This is a genomic window from Exiguobacterium sp. H66, from assembly GCF_018618705.1.
Lineage (GTDB): Bacteria > Bacillota > Bacilli > Exiguobacteriales > Exiguobacteriaceae > Exiguobacterium_A > Exiguobacterium_A oxidotolerans.
Genome location: NZ_JACSMQ010000001.1, coordinates 467355 through 487043, shown reverse-complemented (window position 1 = coordinate 487043; position 19689 = coordinate 467355). Strand labels below are relative to the sequence as shown.

20 protein-coding genes and 1 other annotated feature are annotated in these 19689 nt (G+C 42.8%); of the genes, 14 read left to right on the top strand and 6 right to left on the bottom strand.

The window, feature by feature from the left end:
- Positions 1 to 65: 65 nt before the first annotated feature.
- Entirely contained in the window at positions 66 to 1070 is a 1005-nt protein-coding gene (gene trpS, locus KNP88_RS02515; protein ID WP_239456910.1) for a tryptophan--tRNA ligase, read from the bottom strand.
- Positions 1071 to 1120: 50 nt separating this feature from the next.
- Positions 1121 to 1329 (bottom strand) — a binding site (T-box leader).
- 60 nt (positions 1330 to 1389) lie between these two features.
- Complete coding sequence (locus KNP88_RS02510; RefSeq protein WP_088837499.1) at positions 1390 to 1770, bottom strand: DUF3899 domain-containing protein; 381 nt, start codon at positions 1768 to 1770, stop codon at positions 1390 to 1392.
- A 271-nt stretch (positions 1771 to 2041) separates the two neighbouring features.
- On the opposite strand from KNP88_RS02510, the gene KNP88_RS02505 reads away from it, so the two are divergent.
- From KNP88_RS02505 to KNP88_RS02485, 5 genes are all read left to right on the top strand, one after another.
- The gene (locus KNP88_RS02505; protein ID WP_214892167.1) at positions 2042 to 3649 is read left to right on the top strand and encodes a peptide ABC transporter substrate-binding protein; all 1608 of its coding nucleotides are present in this window, start codon (positions 2042 to 2044) and stop codon (positions 3647 to 3649) included.
- 336 nt (positions 3650 to 3985) lie between these two features.
- Positions 3986 to 4912 (top strand): oligopeptide ABC transporter permease, encoded by a 927-nt coding sequence (gene opp3b / locus KNP88_RS02500; RefSeq protein WP_088837497.1) that lies wholly within the window; start codon positions 3986 to 3988, stop codon positions 4910 to 4912.
- Positions 4912 to 5943, top strand: coding sequence for an oligopeptide ABC transporter permease (opp3C, locus tag KNP88_RS02495; RefSeq protein WP_088837496.1), 1032 nt, complete (start codon positions 4912 to 4914; stop codon positions 5941 to 5943). Before opp3b ends, opp3C begins: the two co-directional genes overlap by 1 nt.
- Before the next feature lie 27 nt (positions 5944 to 5970).
- Positions 5971 to 7044, top strand: coding sequence for an ABC transporter ATP-binding protein (locus KNP88_RS02490; protein ID WP_159173523.1), 1074 nt, complete (start codon positions 5971 to 5973; stop codon positions 7042 to 7044).
- Positions 7044 to 7997, top strand: a complete 954-nt coding sequence (locus tag KNP88_RS02485) for an ABC transporter ATP-binding protein (protein ID WP_029330998.1) — start codon at positions 7044 to 7046, stop codon at positions 7995 to 7997. The genes KNP88_RS02490 and KNP88_RS02485 overlap by 1 nt, the downstream gene beginning before the upstream one ends.
- Before the next feature lie 40 nt (positions 7998 to 8037).
- Here the strand turns inward: KNP88_RS02485 and KNP88_RS02480 are convergent, their stop codons facing one another.
- Positions 8038 to 8571 carry an HD domain-containing protein gene (locus KNP88_RS02480; RefSeq protein ID WP_029330997.1) on the bottom strand — a complete coding sequence of 178 codons (534 nt, stop codon included), beginning with the start codon at positions 8569 to 8571 and terminating at the stop codon, positions 8038 to 8040.
- Between the two features lie 225 nt (positions 8572 to 8796).
- On the opposite strand from KNP88_RS02480, the gene KNP88_RS02475 reads away from it, so the two are divergent.
- The 3 genes from KNP88_RS02475 to mecA all read left to right on the top strand — a co-directional run bounded on the left by KNP88_RS02475 (position 8797) and on the right by mecA (position 10319).
- Positions 8797 to 8934, top strand: a complete 138-nt coding sequence (locus tag KNP88_RS02475; RefSeq protein ID WP_167331086.1) for a hypothetical protein — start codon at positions 8797 to 8799, stop codon at positions 8932 to 8934.
- Positions 8935 to 9118: 184 nt separating this feature from the next.
- Positions 9119 to 9517 (top strand): transcriptional regulator SpxA, encoded by a 399-nt coding sequence (spxA, locus tag KNP88_RS02470; protein ID WP_029330996.1) that lies wholly within the window; start codon positions 9119 to 9121, stop codon positions 9515 to 9517.
- Positions 9518 to 9692: 175 nt separating this feature from the next.
- A complete protein-coding gene (mecA, locus tag KNP88_RS02465; RefSeq protein ID WP_088837494.1) occupies positions 9693 to 10319 on the top strand; it encodes an adaptor protein MecA in 627 nt (208 codons plus the stop codon).
- A gap of 67 nt (positions 10320 to 10386) precedes the next feature.
- Here the strand turns inward: mecA and KNP88_RS02460 are convergent, their stop codons facing one another.
- The gene (locus tag KNP88_RS02460) at positions 10387 to 11109 is read right to left on the bottom strand and encodes an SDR family NAD(P)-dependent oxidoreductase (protein ID WP_088837493.1); all 723 of its coding nucleotides are present in this window, start codon (positions 11107 to 11109) and stop codon (positions 10387 to 10389) included.
- A gap of 72 nt (positions 11110 to 11181) precedes the next feature.
- Here KNP88_RS02460 and cls point away from each other — a divergent pair, with 72 nt between their 5' ends.
- From cls to pepF, 3 genes are read left to right on the top strand one after another with little or no spacing between them, the layout of a single operon-like run.
- Positions 11182 to 12693, top strand: a complete 1512-nt coding sequence (cls, locus tag KNP88_RS02455; protein ID WP_214892165.1) for a cardiolipin synthase — start codon at positions 11182 to 11184, stop codon at positions 12691 to 12693.
- Between the two features lie 12 nt (positions 12694 to 12705).
- Entirely contained in the window at positions 12706 to 13767 is a 1062-nt protein-coding gene (locus KNP88_RS02450; RefSeq protein ID WP_214892163.1) for a competence protein CoiA family protein, read from the top strand.
- A 5-nt stretch (positions 13768 to 13772) separates the two neighbouring features.
- Positions 13773 to 15575, top strand: coding sequence for an oligoendopeptidase F (gene pepF, locus KNP88_RS02445; protein ID WP_214892161.1), 1803 nt, complete (start codon positions 13773 to 13775; stop codon positions 15573 to 15575).
- A gap of 172 nt (positions 15576 to 15747) precedes the next feature.
- Here the strand turns inward: pepF and KNP88_RS02440 are convergent, their stop codons facing one another.
- Positions 15748 to 16539: a DsbA family protein gene (locus KNP88_RS02440; protein WP_088837489.1), complete on the bottom strand. Its 792-nt coding sequence runs from the start codon at positions 16537 to 16539 to the stop codon at positions 15748 to 15750.
- Between the two features lie 90 nt (positions 16540 to 16629).
- Entirely contained in the window at positions 16630 to 17193 is a 564-nt protein-coding gene (locus tag KNP88_RS02435; protein WP_251137100.1) for a CYTH domain-containing protein, read from the bottom strand.
- Between the two features lie 117 nt (positions 17194 to 17310).
- Here KNP88_RS02435 and yjbM point away from each other — a divergent pair, with 117 nt between their 5' ends.
- From yjbM to KNP88_RS02420, 3 genes are read left to right on the top strand one after another with little or no spacing between them, the layout of a single operon-like run.
- Positions 17311 to 17961, top strand: a complete 651-nt coding sequence (gene yjbM, locus KNP88_RS02430; RefSeq protein ID WP_029330988.1) for a GTP diphosphokinase — start codon at positions 17311 to 17313, stop codon at positions 17959 to 17961.
- A gap of 10 nt (positions 17962 to 17971) precedes the next feature.
- Positions 17972 to 18775 carry an NAD kinase gene (locus tag KNP88_RS02425; RefSeq protein ID WP_214892157.1) on the top strand — a complete coding sequence of 268 codons (804 nt, stop codon included), beginning with the start codon at positions 17972 to 17974 and terminating at the stop codon, positions 18773 to 18775.
- A gap of 16 nt (positions 18776 to 18791) precedes the next feature.
- Positions 18792 to 19679, top strand: coding sequence for an RluA family pseudouridine synthase (locus KNP88_RS02420; protein WP_251137099.1), 888 nt, complete (start codon positions 18792 to 18794; stop codon positions 19677 to 19679).
- Positions 19680 to 19689: the final 10 nt, after the last annotated feature.

The following is a 19689-nucleotide window of genomic DNA, read 5'->3' as shown; positions in this document are numbered from 1 at the left end:
TTTTGACAAAAGGTCCCATACTCTTTACACAAAGAGCACGGGACCTTTTTTAATGAAAGAATTGATTATTTTTTGACTTTAGCACGTTTACGTTGGAGCCCCATGGCTTTTTCTACTTTAGCAAGTTTACGAGAAGCGACGAGGTCAGCTTTTTCACGGCCTTGATCTAAAATGACATCGAGTTCTTCTGAATCGATTAACTCATAATAGCGTTTTTGAATCGGCTCGAGCTCGGCAATGATTGCTTCAGCAACATCTGCTTTGAACACGCCATAATTTGAACCTTCGTATTTCGCTTCGAGCTCGGCGATGGAGATATTAGCGAGTAATGAATAGATTTCGAGTAAGTTTGAGACACCCGGTTTGTTTTCCCGATCGAACTTAACAATTCCTTCCGAATCCGTCACGGCCGACTTAATTTTTTTACGGATACTAGCTGGTTCATCGAGCATCGTGATGTAGCCTTTTGGATTCGTATCTGTTTTAGACATTTTTTTCTCTGGCGTCGTCAAACTCATGATACGAGCACCTGTTTCTGCGATGACTGGCTCAGGCATTTTAAAGGTTTCATAGTACCGGCTATTGAATCGTTGTGCTAAGTCGCGTGTCAACTCGATGTGTTGTTTTTGATCTTCACCGACAGGAACGAGTTCCGCATCATATAAAAGGATGTCAGAGGCCATTAACGTCGGATAGACGAAGAGACCTGCGCCAATCCGCTCTTTTCCTTGTGATTTATCTTTGTATTGCGTCATGCGTTCAAGTTCACCCATACCTGCTAGGCACGTTAACATCCATCCGAGCTGCGCGTGTGCTTTGACTTCTGATTGGACGAAAATCGTCGCTTTTTCTGGGTCGAGACCACTTGCAATATACAGTGCAGCGAGGGCACGTGTATTGTTCATCAACTCGACACGGTCAATCTCGACTGTGATCGAATGGAGATCGACGATACAATAATAGGCATCATGCTCATCTTGTAAGTTGACAAAATGCTTCATCGCCCCAATGTAGTTTCCTAGCGTGACTGTACCGGTTGGTTTAATACCTGAAAAAATCGTTTTCATAATCGTTTCCCTCCGAAAATAGAATAAAAAAAGATGACTCGTCCCTTGAATAATCAAGGGACGAGTCATCGCGTTGCCACCCAAGTTGCTATGATAATAGCCGCTCTAAACTGCTGTAACGGGCAATCCCGTCTGACTCTACTTCACTGTTCAAGTCAGCCACTCCGAAGTCCATTCCATCTGCATCCACTATCCATTCACACCAACCATGGACTCTCTTAAAGTGACGACTCGATGTACTACTCTTCTTCACCGTGTTATTATACATGTAACTTAACAAGATTTTACCATAGACCATTGTCTAGCGTCACGAAAAATTCGTTTAAACGAATGACAAAAGCAATGAGAAAACAATGCACAATAAGCCGCTAGACAAGTATGGCCCTGTCCGGTTTAAAGAACGTTTCCGCTTTTCTTCATACACTTCGTGCTCTTCATCCTCGTCCTCGTGATACTCACCATCGATTTCTCGTAATCTTGCCTCACGTTGTTTTTTGAACCCGGCAGTCAGTCCTCTAAAAAATCCATTTGCAGACATGTTAGAAAATAAACCGATTGCCATTAAGATGAATCCTGAGATAAATAACCCACCCGAAAAGTGATAAAAAAAAGAATGGGTTGAATCCGTGAAACTCGCCCAAATGGTGTAAATAATCGATAAAATTAAAGCGATTAAAATCGGACGAAACAAGTGAAAACGCATAGTAGTCCCCCTTAATATGGATTATGAATCCATTATACGCAATGCCCCCGAAAGTTACGAATTTATTACGGTTATATATCTTAAAACAGCAAATAGTGTGACTATTCACTTGACGTTATTGTTATTCTCACATAAAATCAACTTATCACTTCGTTTGAATTTTCGAAACCAGGTCAATGCATTTTGGGGAATGCATGTGGGTTCGATCCAACGTTATTGATGTCATAACTGTTTATGGCAACTTGAAAATTGAAAAGGAGATGACTCACCGATGAAGAAAAAAACTGTCGGTCTCGCGTTATCAGTCATGCTTGCAGGGAGTGTAGTCCTTGCAGGATGTTCGACGAGCGGAGATAAAGATTCAGGTTCTTCAGACAAGAAAAACTTGCGCTTAACGAGTACGTCCGATATTACGACGGTCGACCCGGCTAAAGCAACGGATTCAGTCGCATTTGATATGATTGGGAACACGATGGAAGGACTCTACCGGTTAGACAAAGAAGGTAAGGCGATTCCTGCACTAGCCGAAAAAACAGATATCTCGAGTGATAACCTCACGTACACGTTTACACTTCGTGAATCGAAATGGTCTGATGGTTCTCCAGTCAAAGCACAAGATTTTGAATTTGCTTGGAAACGTGCAGTTGATCCAGAAACAGGTTCAGGATATGCCTATATCTTTGATACCGTCAAAAATGGTACAGCTGTCTCACAAGGGAAAAAACCAGTTGATGAATTAGGAGTCAAAGCACTTGATGATAAAACGCTTGAAGTAACACTTGAGCGTCCATCGCCGTACTTCTTGTCACTGACGTCATTTGGAACATATACACCGATTAGTGAAGATTTTTATAAAAAGAACGAAAAAGACTTTTCACTTCAACCGGATAAATTGTTATACAACGGACCATTCGTTTGGACATCTTGGAAAACAGATTCAAAACGTGTCTTGACGAAGAATGAAAACTACTGGGATAAAGATGCCGTCAGTCTTGACGAAGTAACGATTCGTGTCGTTAAAGATTCGTCAACGGTTACTAACCTGTATGAATCGAATGACATTGATTATGCTGGCTTAACATCTGAACAAGTTGCTGTTTATGAATCGAAACCTGAATTCAATACGGCATTACGTTCTACGATCGCTTATTTGAAGTTCAATAACGAAGATGCGACGATGAAAGATGTCAATGCCCGCAAAGCGATTGCTCGCGCAATTGATCCTAAAGGCATCACAGAAACGTTACTTGCGAATGGTTCGATTCCAACAACAAGCTTCATTCCAAAAGACTTCATTAAAGATGAAGCTGGAAAAGACTATACGAGTGACATTAACTGGTTCGATCGTGATGGGAACGAAGCAGCTGATCTTTGGAAAAAAGCAAATGGCGATAAGAAAACAACGATTGAACTATTATCGTTCGACAGCGAAGACTCTAAAAAGACAAGTGAGTACATGAAAGGTCAAATTGAAAGAAACTTGCCGAACGTGACAGTTTCAATCAAACAACAGCCATTCAAGAACAAACTCGATTTAGAGTCTAAAGGTGACTACCAAATGTCGTATTCACTTTGGGGTCCTGATTACCAAGATCCAATGTCGAATTTGTCGATCTTTGAATCAACAAATAGTCAAAACGATGTTAATTACGACTCATCAGCATATGATAAGTTGTTGAATGCTGCCAATGAAGAAGCAGATGTTACGAAACGTCTCGACTTGTTCAAGCAAGCGGAAGCCCAATTGATCGAGAAAGATCAAGCAATTGCACCATTGTATCAAGCAGGTGCAGCTTACTTGAGCCGTCCGACAGTTGAAAACTTCAAACGCCAATTGTTTGGTGCGGATTTCCAATACAAATATGTTGATATGAAGTAAAAAAACTGGAGCGTCCCGAATTAGGTTCAGGGAACGCTCCTGTTTTATACTACTTTTTCTGAATGTGTAATCATTTCTAAACGAAATGTGAACTATTTGTAAAAAAGATGTTCTAATTACTTTGTTAGCAAAGTATAATGGAATCAAACGAAAAATTCTGAAATATTGGTTAACTGTGAAAAAGCAGTGATCATGGGGGGCATCATATCAGGTTGGCACAAAAAAGAATTTAAAATTTTACAACAAAATTCTTGAATGTTCCGACAATTTTACGTCATACTGGTTTTATTGATGTTTTCGAAAAAAACAGAAAAATCTTTATAGGGGGTGCCATCTATGGGCCGTTATTTAGCTCAACGCCTTACTTACGGCGTACTGACGTTTTTACTCATCGCTTCATTCACGTTCTTCTTGATGGATCTGTTACCAGGTTCACCGTTCCAAAACCAGGAAAAGCTTTCTCCTGAGCAATTGAATATCCTTCGGGATAAGTACAACTTGAATGATCCACTTCCACAACGCTACGCAGCGTACATGGTTAACTTGTTCCAAGGGGACTTAGGAGTATCATTTAAATATGATAGCCGTCCTGTTACAGATTTAATCATGGAACGGATCGGACCGTCAGCTCAATTAGGAGCACAAGCACTTATACTCGGTGTCTTTGCAGGTCTTTTACTTGGTGTCGTTGCGGCACTACGTCATAACACAGCGATTGATTACGGTGCGATGTTTGCATCAGTACTCGGTATTTCAATACCGTCGTTCGTATTTGCTTCGCTTCTTCAATACTACGTAGGAGTGAAATGGGGCATTTTGCCGGTCGCCTTCTGGGAAAGCCCAGCACATACGATTTTGCCTACAATTTCCTTGTCCTTAGGAGTTACCGCCTCTATCGCTCGTTTTGTTCGAACGGAGATGCTCGAGGTAACAGGACAGGATTATGTCACGCTTGCTAAGGCAAAAGGACTAGATGGACAATCGATCACGTGGAAACACATGGTGCGTAATGCCTTGATTCCAGCAATTACGATTCTTGGACCGATGACTGCTGCCTTAATCACAGGAACACTCGTCATTGAAAGAATCTTTGCTGTACCAGGTCTTGGTGAGTTGTTCGTATCATCAATCACGCTAAATGACTATACAGTCATCATGGGAACAACACTGTTCTTCTCAGCGGTCTTCATCCTTATGATTTTGATCGTCGACTTACTGTACGGTGTCGTTGATCCACGGATTCGTTTGGGGGGTAATGAATAATGGCAGAGCAAAATTCAAATGCAAAAACGGAACAATTCGATTCGTCACTGTTTCAAACGGTTGAGTTCAACGAACAAGCCGGAGAGCGTATCGCCGGAAAAAGTTTAAACTTCTGGCAAGATGCCTGGACGCGTCTTATTCGAAATAAAGCAGCGATTCTTTCGCTCATCATCATTCTTATCATTGCGTTACTTTCAATCTTCGGACCGATGATTTCAGGGCGCGATGCTTACACGCAAACGATCACGCAAGCGAAGCTACCACCAAAAGTAACAGGGCTTGAGTGGGCCGGATTTGATGGTATGGCAACATTAGGTGATAAAGAAATTGATTTTTACGAGCAAAAACAAGTAACAGAAAACTACTGGTTCGGAACGGATCATCTCGGACGTGACTCTTGGTCACGTGTCTGGGAAGGTACACGCGTTTCACTCTTTATTGGTGTCATGGCTGCAATCATCGATGTCATCATCGGTGTCACATATGGTGGACTTTCTGCTTACTATGGCGGTCGTGTTGATAACATCATGCAACGTATTACGGAAATCCTGACCGGGATTCCGAACTTAATCTTAATCATTCTGTTCATCTTGATTCTTGAACCGGGGATCACGACGATCATCTTGGCGATGACCATCACCGGATGGATTGGGATGAGTCGACTCGTTCGAGGACAAATCCTGAAACTTAAGAATCAGGAATTTGTACTCGCAGCACGTACGCTTGGGGCTTCTAGCTCACGTTTAATCTTTAAGCATTTGATTCCAAATACTCTTGGAATTATTATCATCTCACTTATGTTCACGATTCCTAGTGCGATTTTCTTCGAAGCGTTCCTTAGCTTCATTGGACTTGGTCTCGCTCCACCGAAACCGTCCCTTGGTACATTGATCAACGAAGGGTACAAAGAATTGAAGACGTTCCCTTACTTGCTTGTCGTGCCATCGACGGTCATCGTACTCCTAATGATCAGCTTTAACATGTTGGCCGATGGATTACGGGATGCGTTTGATCCACGTCTACGCCGCTAACGGAAATTAGAGAGGAGTTCATCCACAATGGAAACTATTTTATCTGTACGCGACCTAACCGTCGCTTTCCATACGTATGCCGGGACGGTACAAGCCGTCCGTGGCGTATCGTTTGATTTAAAAAAAGGTGAAACACTTGCAATCGTTGGTGAATCTGGTTCAGGAAAGTCGGTTACATCAAAAGCAATCATGCGACTGATTCCGAATCCTCCTGGTGAGATCACGAATGGTGAGATTATTTTCGAAGACCGTGACTTAGTCAAGTTGTCGGACAAGGAAATGCAAAAAGTTCGTGGTCGTGACATCGCAATGATCTTCCAGGATCCGATGACATCACTCAACCCGACGATGACAATTTACAAACAGATTGCAGAAGGTTTGAAACGTCACCAAGGCTTGACAGGGGATGCCGCAAAAAAACGGACGCTCGAATTATTGACGCTCGTAGGGATTCCGAATCCGGAAGCACGTTTAAAACAATATCCACACCAATTATCAGGTGGGATGCGTCAACGGATCGTTATCGCGATTGCATTAGCATGTAACCCGAAAGTTTTGATTGCCGATGAGCCGACGACAGCACTCGACGTTACGATTCAAGCTCAGATTTTAGAGCTCTTAAAAGACATTCAACAAAAAACAGGTACAGCAATCATCTTCATCACGCACGATCTCGGTGTCGTGGCGAACATGGCCGACCGCGTAGCTGTTATGTATGCTGGGAAATTGATTGAAAAAGGTACGGTTGATGAGATTTTCTATGAACCACGCCACCCGTACACATGGGGTCTTCTCGGATCGATGCCACGCCCTTCAGATGACCGTTCGCAGGACTTACCGGCGATTCCAGGTACGCCACCGAACTTGCTTCATCCGCCTACAGGTGATGCATTCGCACCACGTAATCAATATGCGATGAAAATTGATTTCGAGAAAGAACCTCCGTTCTTCCGAATCACTGATACACACGAAGCAGCAACGTGGTTGTTACATCCACAAGCTCCTTACGTAGAACCACCAGCAGCCATCCGTGACCTCGCACTGAAATATCGTCCAGATAGTACATTTGCGAAGTCGCTTTTGAAAGGCGGTCTTAAGTAATGGAAAACCGTAATAAATTACTTGAAGTAAAAAATCTAAAGCAACATTTCAATATTGGACGAGGACGTGTCGTCAAAGCAGTAGACGGGCTTTCATTTGATATTTATGAAGGAGAAGTACTTGGTCTTGTTGGAGAGTCAGGTTGCGGCAAATCGACGACGGGTCGTTCGATTATCGGACTTTACGATGCGACAGACGGGGAAGTCTTGTTCAAAGGTGAGAATGTCCATGCGAAGAAATCACGTAAAGAAAAATTGAAGTTTAACCGTGCGATGCAAATGATTTTCCAAGATCCTTACGCATCTCTAAATCCACGGATGACAGTTGGAGATATCATCGCAGAGGGAATTGATATCCACGGACTTGCGAAATCAAAAGAAGAGCGAGATAACCGTGTCTACGACTTGTTAGAAACAGTAGGTTTGACGAAGGAACACGCGAGTCGTTACCCCCACGAATTCTCTGGTGGTCAGCGTCAACGGATTGGGATTGCACGTGCACTAGCAGTAGAACCGGACTTCATCATTGCCGATGAGCCGATCTCAGCACTTGACGTTTCTATCCAAGCACAGGTCGTCAACTTGATGAAACAATTACAACGTGACCGCAGTTTGACGTATTTATTCATCGCCCACGATCTTTCGATGGTTAAATATATTTCGGACCGGATTGGTGTTATGTATCAAGGTCACCTTGTTGAGTTATGTGATGCGGATCGTTTGTACGAGAACCCAGTTCATGCGTATACGAAATCGCTCTTATCTGCAATCCCGCTACCGGATCCAGAGCACGAACGGACACGTAAACGGATTGTCTATGATCGCCCGACAGGCGGAGCCGTTGGTAAATCGAGTGAAGATTCGAGTATCCCTGCACTTCGTGAAATCGAGCCGGGACATTACGTCTCGATGACGGATGCTGAGCTTGAAGCGTATCAAGCACAACTCGTCTAATAAAAAAGGCATTCCTGAATCGTTCAGGAATGCCTTTTTTTTAGTTTTCGGAAGCGATTCGTGGAAGGTTGCTAAAGCGATGGACAACTGAATCTAATGCATCAAGACGTTTGACGGCTTCATCAAAGGGGATTTTCTCATAATGATGCAAACCACCTGGTTGCTCTTCTAACGTATCGGCATCGTGGACGAGTTGTTGGAGTGGGGTCCGGTTGATTGTACCTGGTGGGAGATACGAATCCGTGTGTAAGAGGACGGCAAGCGAGATTTCTTTTGCACGTGCAGGTTCTTCCCCTAAACGAATTAATAATTTATGGGCACGTTCTGCTCCTTTAATCGCATGAATATCATTTTGACGGTAAAGATCATAATTCCATGTTCCATCCGTATACCATTCATAATGGCCGATATCATGAAGCAGTGCTGCTTTTGTTGCCGAATCAGCATCAAGACCACGCTGTGTCGCGAGTGTCAACGCCCGTTCCGCAACGGAAATCGCATGATTGAGCCCAGAACGCTCTAAATATTTTTGGGCAATCGGGTGTTCGATGATTGTAACTAAAGTAACTGGCATAACTGAAATGCTCCTTTCAACGAGTAAGTATTTCTATATACTCTACGTGAATTTGCAAGTAATTGCAACTCTCTGCTTAAATGAACGCGACAATCTCACACATTTAATTAACCGAAGTAGGAATAGAATTTAGGCAAACGTGGTATACTAATTAATGTAGAAGATGATAATTCAGCTTTCGTTGGTTGCTTGTTCTTTTTTCGGACCGAGTGAGGTGTCGGAGTTATGAAAGAACGTGATAAGAAGAAAAAGTTGAAAAAACGACTTTTGCGGGATATTTTCGAAAAGAAATTAAAAGAAATGAAACTCCCGAAAGCAAAAGAAACGATTTCTCAACCTTTTGATCACACGCCAGCTTGCTGAAGCCACCTTGTGGCTCCAGCGAGTTTTTTTACGAAAAAGTTCTTTCATCTTAAAAAATAGCTAGGTTTTATTTGAAATTCAATGTAAACTGTCAAGTAATAGAATCATCATTAATAATTACGAAAAGGACACGTTCCTTTTTATAGTTCAGACATGATGTAAATCAGGGGGAGGATGTTTTTCAATGGTAACACTCTATACTTCACCAAGCTGTACTTCTTGTCGTAAAGCGCGCGCGTGGCTTGAAGAACATGAAATCCCATTTGTGGAACGAAATATTTTTTCGGAACCATTGTCGCTTGATGAAATCAAACAAATTCTTCGTATGACGGAAGATGGAACAGATGAGATCATCTCGACACGTTCAAAAGTCTTTTCTAAATTAGACGTTTCGGTTGAAAATTTGTCGCTGCAACATCTTTATGATTTAATTCAAGAATATCCTGGATTGTTACGTCGTCCGATTTTGATTGACGAAAAACGACTCCAAGTTGGATATAATGAGGATGAAATTCGCCGTTTCTTACCACGTAAAGTTCGCACTTTCCAATTGATGGAAGCGCAACGCTTGGTAAACGAATAAATTTTAACCAGCGCGCTGCTTCCGTGAGCAGTGTGCTTTTTGTTACCGTCAAAAAAGGTTAAAATAAAGATAACAAAGGAATATACCCTATATGGTTAAAAAGGGGTTCTTTTTGAATCCATGTTATGTGCTCGTTCGTATACTAGATAAGAGCGAGATGAAAGGAGTGGACATATTGAAAATCGAACGCGTCAATGACAACACGGTCAAGTTCTTCATTACGTATACGGATATCGAACGCCGCGGCTTTGCCCGAGACGAGATTTGGTATAACCGTGAGCGTGGAGAACAGTTATTCTGGCAGATGATGGATGAAGCGAATGAAAAAGAGTCCATCTCCTTCGAAGGTCCACTATGGATACAAGTTCAAGCATTTGAAAAAGGTCTTGAAGTGACGGTTACAATCGCTAAGACAACAGTTGATGGCGAACAAGTGGACGAAGAAGAGTTGGATTCATTACTCCGTTCAGCAATGTCTGAGGCAGAAGATAAAGAAACAGAACTCAGCCAAGACGTATTATTTGAAACGACGGATTTTGAGCATGTTATTGCTCTTAGCCAATATGCAGAAGCACCGGTCTTCAAAGATTTGAAAACAGCGCTCTATCAAAAAGATGGTGCCTACTTGCTCCACGTCCATTTTAAAGACGAAGTGGAAGTGGAAGAACAAGAAAACGTGATGAGTTTGATTGCCGAGTACTTGCAATTTAGCGAACAAACGATTCATCCGGTCGCAGAGTATGGTAAAACCATCATTGCCGACGATGTTTTTGCTGTCGTCCGTAAGCACTTTACGAACTAAATACAAATGTTACGTTAAAAGGACTGCTCCTATACAAAAAGGGAGCAGTCCTTTTTTTTTGTTAGCATCACGTCAATGTATATCCACCATCGACGATTAATGATTGGCCATTGATATAACTAGCTTTATCCGACAATAAAAAACAGACGACTTCTGCAATTTCAGCCGGTTGTGCTGCGTTCCCGCGAAGGTGATGTTTCATTGCTAAGTCAAACTTGTCTTTCCCACCGTATAAGGAATGGCTTAATGCTGTATCGACGGGGCCGGGGCAGATCGCATTAAAACGATACTTTCCATGAAACCGGGCCGCGTAAGTTTTCGTAAGGGTGATAAGAGCACTTTTTGAAGACGCATAAGGTAAGAGCATCGCCGGGAATTTGACATGTCCGACGATTGCGCTATTGTTGACGATTGAAGCCCCTTTGGACAATCGTTTGACAGCGAGTTGAATGATTTGTTCAGGTGCATGATAATTGACTTGGAATACTTCTTGTTGGGCATCTGTTACGCGTTCAGGTGCGACAGGTTTTCCAAAAGTTCCGGCATTGTTAAAAATGCCATCGATGGTTGGAAAGTCAGTCGCGGTGTCATCGAAGAACTGCTGAATCTCTGGTGGTTTAGCAAGATCGACCTGGAAAAAATGAATGTTGCCTTGTCCATGTTGTTCGAGTACCGTTCCTTTTTCGGTATTTCTCCCTAAGGCAAGAACGGTATGTCCTTCTTTTGCAAGTTGGAGGGTGGTCGCTTCCCCGATTCCACCAGTCGCGCCCGTTACGATGTAAGTTTTCATTCGAATACTTCCCTTCTGATAATAGAGTCGAAAAACTTGATACAATAGTAAAAAGAAAGAGGAGGGGATTTCATGTTACGACGTGTTCAACTGCTGATGACGTTACTGTTGACCTGTAGCTTACTGGCGTTTTTGTCTTACTACTGGAGTGTCTACATGGTCGGTTGGTTATCAATCGTCATCATCTTGATCGTTTTAAGTGTCTTCATCATCATCTTACTTGAAAATCGAAATCCCGAACGGACTTTAGTCTGGGCGCTTGTCATGATGGCGCTGCCCGTCGTAGGCGTGTTCGTCTATTTCACGTTCGGTCAGAACTATCGCCGTAAAAAAATGTTTCGCTTAAAAGCGATGCTTGATGAAGAGTCATACATTAAATATCGTACCCAATTTGATCATGGTATACACAATCGAGTGTTCAAACATGGATATTATGCAAAGGTTGTCAAACTTATCGATTCCATCAGCCGGCTTCCAATATCGTATAATACACATACGAAGATATTGACTAACGGAGAGGAGAAATTTCCGCTCTTGCTCGCTGAAATCCGTCAAGCGGAGCACCATATTCACTTAGAGTACTATATTGTCCGCGATGATGCGTTAGCCCTCGAGTTACTAGCCGCTTTGATTGAACGTGCTAAGGCTGGGGTCGAGGTTCGTTTCTTATATGACGCAGTCGGTTGTTTCTCTACTGACAAAAGTTACTTTAAAAAGATGATTCAGGCTGGCATTGAAGTGCATGCCTTTTTCCCTGTCGTCCTTCCCTTCATCTCCAGCAAATCCAATTATCGAAACCACCGTAAAATCGTTGTTATTGATGGAACGGTCGCATTTACAGGCGGAATCAATGTCGGAAATGAATACATCGGGAAAGATAAAGCATTCGGATTTTGGCGAGATACGCATCTTGTCGTTCGTGGAGAGGCTGTGTCAGAGCTCCAATTGATATTTTTACAGGATTGGTACTACATGACAGGAGAGCGTCTGTTCACACCTTTCTACATGGAGCCGCTCGAAGTGGTCACGGATGCAACAGGGGGCGTTCAAATCATCGCCAGTGGACCGGACGAACCGCAAGAGACCATGAAGTCGCTTTACTTCGCATTGATTACGGAAGCACGAAGTTCGGTCTACATTGCTTCACCGTACTTGATTCCGGACGAGGACTTGATGACAGCATTAAAAACAGCAGCGATGTCCGGAATCGATGTTCGAATTCTCTTGCCGAGTTTTCCGGATCATAAGGTTGTTTTTTATGCGAGTCGCTCGTATTTCGACGATCTACTCCAAGCAGGCGTTAAAATCTACGAATACAATAAAGGATTCATGCATTCCAAAGTCATTGTCGTCGATGATGCGATTGCAACTATCGGAACGGCGAATATGGATTTAAGAAGTTTTCATCTGAACTTTGAAGTCAATGCCTTCTTGTATGGTACAAATTCCGTTCACGAACTGACCCGGGATTTTTATGATGATTTTTCGCATTCGACTCAAGTTGATCGCCATTACTTCAGTCAGCGCAGTTTTTCGCAACGCTTGATTGAGTCAGTTTCACGTCTATTCTCACCTTTACTCTAAAGGGGTGCTGTCATGTTTGAAGCCGTTGATGAAACAGGTCGCCGAATCAATATCCATATCATACAAGTCGAACAATTAAAGCAAATGACGTTGTATTGTCCTTACTGCCTGAACCGGTTACGGGTCAGGCAGGGACGAAAACGAACGCATTTTGTTCATGTCTCAGCATGTACGGGAGAGTCGAGTGCACATCAAGGTTGGAAAACGACTTTAGCGGAATACTTTCGTAGCTTAGGTTATGACGTCGCTTTAGAACAAGTTCAAGGGCAACGTCGATTTGACTTGTGGATCCCTGCACTCCGGATAGCGGTAGAAATCCAACGATCGAAGATGACCGCGTTGGAGTGGAATCGACGACGAACGATTGATCAACAAAAAGCATATGCTGTGCGCTGGATTGGCTTTCATCCAACAGGCGGATGCATCATTAAGTTAGACGGGTGGATGAAACAAGCATTATTGACGGATGGTTATCTCGACTTAATCGAACAGGGAAAAATTAACCGCTATGGTTTTGCTGTCCCTTTTACGAAACACTTAGTGATTTGTCAACGACTAGAAACTTCTTTCACACAATTTATTAGACCTACCCCCCAAGCATTTCCCCGGAAATTTTCTGCAGAAAAATGGATTCAACTCGTGCGGAAATACCGACTACGTCCTTTCTTCTCGACGATGCCAAATCATCTACTCAAAAATCCGCTTTATCAAGCAGGTCTTCATGTTTTACACCTTCCAGCACACTGTTTTTTACCCATCGAAACACTTCTCGCCTTTCCACTTCATCCTTTTGAACTTCAAATGACACTTTATTTATCGTTACAAGGAAACTACTCGAAAATCCGACTTGAACATGCGTTAGTCTCTTGCCTCGACGCATGCCGGATTTCTCATGAGCCGAATCTGCTTCGACGTGTGGTAGAGGATTGGATGAATTTACTAGCTGTCGCACGCATATGTCAGCAATCTAGTATTGCTACAACTGTAAACCGTTTTAAAGAAGACGCCGTTTTAGCAGGAGCAATTCAGTTGTTTGTCGAAAAAGAAACAGGTATAAATGAAGTAAGGGAGTGATTGAAATGGCAGAACTATTGACACGAAAAGATGTCACGGTAGAAGAAACGTGGAACTTAGAATCAATTTATGAAACGAATGAAGCATGGGAAGAGGATTTTGAATCTGTCAAAGCGATGTTACCTTTGATGATTGATTACAAAGGGCGACTTGGAAAAGATGATACAACGCTTTTTGAAGGTTTACAGTTACGTGATGAAATTTCACGACGTCTGCATAAGCTTTATACATACGCGCATATGCGTTATGACGAAAATACGGCTGATAGCTTCTATCAAGCGATGAATGACCGTGCGCAGACGCTCGCTTCGCAGATTGGAGCTGCACTAGCTTTCATGACACCAGAACTGTTGACGATTCCAGTTGAAACGATTACGGGATTTTTAGATCGCAATCCGGATCTTGCGATGTATCGTCATGCGTTTGATGAACTTAATCGAGAACGCGACCATGTATTAACTGAAGCTGAAGAAGCAATTCTTGCTAAAGCAGGGGAAGTATTAGGGCAATCTGGAACGACGTTCGGTATGTTGAATAATGCTGACTTGAAATTCCCTAAAATCAAAGGGGAAGACGGGCAAGAGGCGGAATTGACACATGGTCGATTCATTACATTCATGGAGTCGAAAGACCGTTCAGTCCGCGAGGCAGCGTTCAAGGCGATGTACGAAACATACGGCAACTATACAAACACGCTCGCGTCGACACTTGCAGGATCAGTCAAAAAAGATAATTTTTATGCGGAAGTGCGACAGTTCAAGTCGGCGCGTGAGTCTGCATTACATGGAAATGCCATTCCGGAGCAAGTGTATGATGGATTAGTAGAAGCGGTCCATGAACATCTCCCATTGTTACATCGTTACGTTGAACTTCGTAAACGTGTACTCGGATTAGAAGAGCTTCATATGTATGACATGTATACACCGCTCGTTAGCGAAGTCGAAATGAAAGTCTCTTACGATGAAGCGAAACAATTGATGGTCGATGGATTGGCACCACTTGGAGATGAGTACAAGCATATCTTAGAAGAAGGTTTGACAGATCGATGGGTCGATGTTCGCGAGACACGTGGTAAGCGCAGTGGTGCCTATTCTTCTGGCGCATATGATACACAACCGTTTATCTTGATGAATTGGCAAGATAACGTCAACAACCTCTTTACATTGGCACATGAATTCGGACATTCTGTTCATAGTTACTATACACGTCAATCACAACCATATGCTTATGGTGACTATTCGATTTTTGTAGCGGAAGTAGCTTCGACGACAAATGAGGCTTTGTTAAATGATTTCTTACTGAAACGTGTTACAGATAAAAAAGAGAAACTTTATTTGTTAAACAATCAATTAGAAACATTCCGTGGTACGTTGTTCCGCCAGACGATGTTCGCAGAATTTGAACATGAAATTCACGAGGCGGCTCGACTCGGTCAATCGTTGACACCAGAATTCCTGACGAAAACGTATTATGCGTTGAACCAAAAATATTTTGGCGACGGAATCGTATTGGATGAAGAAATCGGTCTTGAGTGGGCACGGATTCCTCACTTCTACTACAATTATTATGTCTACCAGTATGCGACAGGTATTTCAGCCGCTGCCGCATTGACGACGCAAATTTTAGAAGAAGGACAACCTGCTGTTGATCGTTACATTAATAATTTCCTTAAAGCAGGATCAAGTGATTATCCGATTGAAGTCTTAAAGGCAGCAGGTGTCGATATGACGACAAAAGCACCAGTAGAAGCAGCATTACGTCAATTTGAACGTGTGTTGGATGAATTCGAAGCATTACTCGGAGAGTGACAACTTTGTGAATTTTTGCACAAAGTAATAGAAAAAAATCCGGGACTCTTATATACTAAGAATGTGAAGAGGGTCACATTCCCCTGATGATTCTCTTTTCCCCCATCCAATGGTCATGTGAATGACAAAAAAAGGTGTTTCCGCAATTGCGGAAACACCTTTTTCTTTTAACTTAAGCATGTGCTGAGTCTTTAAGGTGACGCCATACTTTACCGTCACAATAAGAAAGTGAGACACATTTTTGTTGAAGTGCAAGTTTTTTCAACTCATGTTCAATTTGCGCTTCAGATACATCGTAAATAAAAGCGATTTCTGAAGTTGTTGCTGTTTCATACCGTTTCAAGAAATGTTCGAGCGGTGGCTTTGGTTGCTTCTCAACAGGTTGATCCAATAACTCATTTAAAATGGAGACATAAATGAGGTATTCATAAGCACCTTCAGCTTTAATGGCTTCTTCATCTCCAATGAAAGCGAGGGTAGGGAGGACGCGTACGTCCCATTCTGTCACGAGCTGCGTTTCTTTTTCGAGCATGAGCTGAATCGTATTTGATTCAACATCGCGATGAAATTCTTCCAAGTCGAGACCGAATTCAGTTAAGGCTTCGGCTAAGCGGATTAAAGAAGAACGTGTATAGGCACTTTCGCCTTCTACATTATGCAACATCCGGAGACGTCTCATGAAGCGCATTCCGAATGTCTTACCTTGTAGTTCGATTGCTTTTAAAATCAACAATGGCGACATATCACACGCAGAGCGTGATGGAGCACAAGGAATTGTCGCAATCGTTCTGAGTCGGAAGAGATGACCATACTCTAACTCTAATTTCTTGAGAACGGGTATCAACCGTAAACCATCTGTTTGCGTCACATCTAGAAAATGATAAATTTCTAGGGGTTTCGTCGGTTGTTGAATTGATGGTTCGTCCAATGAACAATAAGAACCGTTACATTGATCGTGTTCCATCCGTTCACCCCCTTCTGTTGTTATCGTTACCCTATTTTAGCAACGAAAAAAATGAAAGAGCAAAGGTTTTGCTTGTACATTTGTACACGATTAGCGTGAAACCGCTTTACGCTCCATGAAACGGACAATTTTATTTTTCGTTTCACGACGTGGAATTTGATGTTTCTCGAGCAGTTGCGTGAAAGCAAGTTGACCTTGTTCGAAGGCTTGCACTTCGAATTCTAGTTCGTAGTCGGTTACGCCTAAATAGTGACTTTGATCCAGTACGAGCAATCCGTCTTTCAATGTTGTTTCAAAACGAGTTGTTTCCAAACGTCCTAAGTGTTCAAGCGATGCTGTTAAGTTGAAGCGACTCAATTGTTCATTCATCGCATCAGATTGAATCAGACCATATTTGAATAATTCCTCTGCCTCTGCTTCCGATAGAGAAACATGTGTTTCAAGTAAACCATCATCTTTCGGTTCTTTTAAGGTCAATACGAGACCTTCTTTTTTCTGACGGATGCGTAGAGCGGCGCCATGCTGACGCAATTCAAACGTAGGTGTATCAAAATAATCATTTGCTTGCCAAATCGTTTCGTCTTGTTTGCCGTAAACTTGCATCAGTTGCTTGTATTCATCTGCTGTTAACAAGTTTTTAAATTCAATTTCCATTTCTTGTCTCATTCCGGTTCACGCCTTTCTAGTTGAATGCTTGAAAATATGATAACATGAATGAAGTAGTGGAACGAATTGAACCAACAATTTAGATTAAAAGTGGTGACGAAAACGATGACAAAAGAAAATTGGGATTTATTTCTCGCACCGTATCAAATCGCGGTTGATGAACTGAAGGTAAAGCTAAAGGCCATTCGAAAACAATTTCAACAACGTGGGGAACATTCACCGATTGAATTTGTCACGGGACGGGTAAAACCTGTGAAGAGTATTATCCAAAAAGCGGAGCGGAAATCGATTGCGATCAGTTCGTTAGAACAAGAGATGCAAGACATCGCCGGCTTACGCATTATGTGTCAATTTGTCGACGACATCATCCACGTACTAGAACTGTTACGATCACGTGGAGACTTTAAGGTGGTCGAAGAGCGAAATTATATCACACAAAAAAAAGAGAGCGGATATCGTTCCTATCATATTATTATTGCCTATCCTGTCCAAACGATTGAAGGTGAGATTCCGACGCTCGTTGAGATTCAGATTCGGACACTTGCGATGAACTTTTGGGCGACGATTGAGCACTCACTCAATTATAAATACCAAGGAAACATTCCGGAGGAGACACGCGAACGACTGCGACGTGCCGCGGAAGCCGCCTTTTTATTGGATGCGGAAATGAGTCAACTGAAAGTAGAGATTCAAGACGCACAGCTCGTCCTACATGAACGAGACGGAAAACAAACTAATAATCCAGTAAGCGAGTAGGAGGATGACCATGCGCTTTGCGATTACAGCACGAGATGATGAACGCTCGCGAATGCTACGCGATCAATTGGAACAAGAGTTGATTGCTCGGGGGAGTGTTCTTGATGCAGCGACTCCGGAAATCATCATTTCAATTGGTGGAGATGGAACGATGCTCCAGGCATTTCATTCTTATTTGAGTCAAGTCGAAGACATCACACTCGTTGGGATTCATACGGGACATCTTGGTTTTTATGCAGATTGGCGCCCGGAAGAAATGGACGAGTTGATTCGTCATATCGCAGATGAAAATTTGGCGACGGTCGAATACCCATTGCTTGAGCTGTCGATTGATTATGCGGACGGTTCACATAATAAGTTGTTGGCGCTAAACGAATGTACGATTAAAAGTTTTAATCAGACACTTGTATGTGACTTGTCGATACGTGGAGACTACTTTGAGACGTTTCGTGGGGATGGGTTGTGTATCTCGACCCCATCCGGTTCGACAGCCTACAACAAGGCGTTAGGTGGTGCAATTGTCCACCCGGCCCTCGAAGCGATTCAAATTACTGAAATGGCTTCCATCAACAATCGTGTATATCGAACAATCGGTTCCCCGATGTTGTTGCCGAAGCACCATGATGTCGAAATACGACCGGTCAATCCGATTGATTTTCAATTGACTTACGATCATTATGCTTCTATTGTTCATCAAAACGTAAAATCGATTCGCTGTCGTGTCTCCGATAAGAAAGTAAAATTTGCCCGTTTTCGTTCCTTCCCGTTTTGGGAGCGGGTCAGAGAATCATTTTTAGCAGAAGGAAGAAGTTAAGTAAAAGAGGTAAGTGATGATGGTATTTGAATTGAAAGAAACAGTGACACATGAACAGGTCGGCTGGAGTGTCGGACATTTTTGTACGACGCGCCTCCGAATTTCCCGAAAAATGCTCGTGTCGATAAAGCATCATGGTGACATTTTGCGAAACGGACAACATGTTAACGTTAACGAGAGTGTCGATCTCGACGACGAAATCCATGTCTCTTTCCCTGAGGAGCACCCAGCAGAAGACATGATTGCGACACAAGGAGAGCTTGATATCTTGTTTGAAGACGAGTGGTTGTTGATTGTCAATAAACCACCGGGGATGGCCTCGATTCCCTCGCGTCTTCACCCGGAACGTTCTTTGGCGAATTTCGTGTTGGGTTACTATAAACAACGACAGATTCCGTATGCGATTCATATCGTCAATCGATTGGACCGGGATACAAGTGGGCTTGTGATTTTTGCCAAACATGCGCTAGCTCATCATCAATTGAGTAAAATGCAACAAATTGGACTGCTCGACCGGCGTTATATTGCATTGATCGAAGGAGAACTCGGTCCACAAACAATCGATTTACCGATTGGTCAGACGGACCATTCGTTCATGGAACGGATGGTCCGTGAAGATGGTCAACGGGCGGTTACCCATATCTTGAAGAGTACGGCAGTTGAAGCATTCATGCGAACGATTTCGCAGTTAGAAATTAAACTGGAAACGGGACGGACACACCAAATTCGTGTTCATCTCGCAGCACTCGGTCATCCGTTAGTCGGAGATACGATGTATCGCGGGACGCCATTGATTCCACGCCAAGCGCTTCATAGTGCAAGCGCACGGTTTCCTCACCCGGGGACGGGAGAAATGGTCATGTTCGAAGCACCGTTACCGAGTGATTTGTTCTTAGAACAATAAAAAAGAGTTG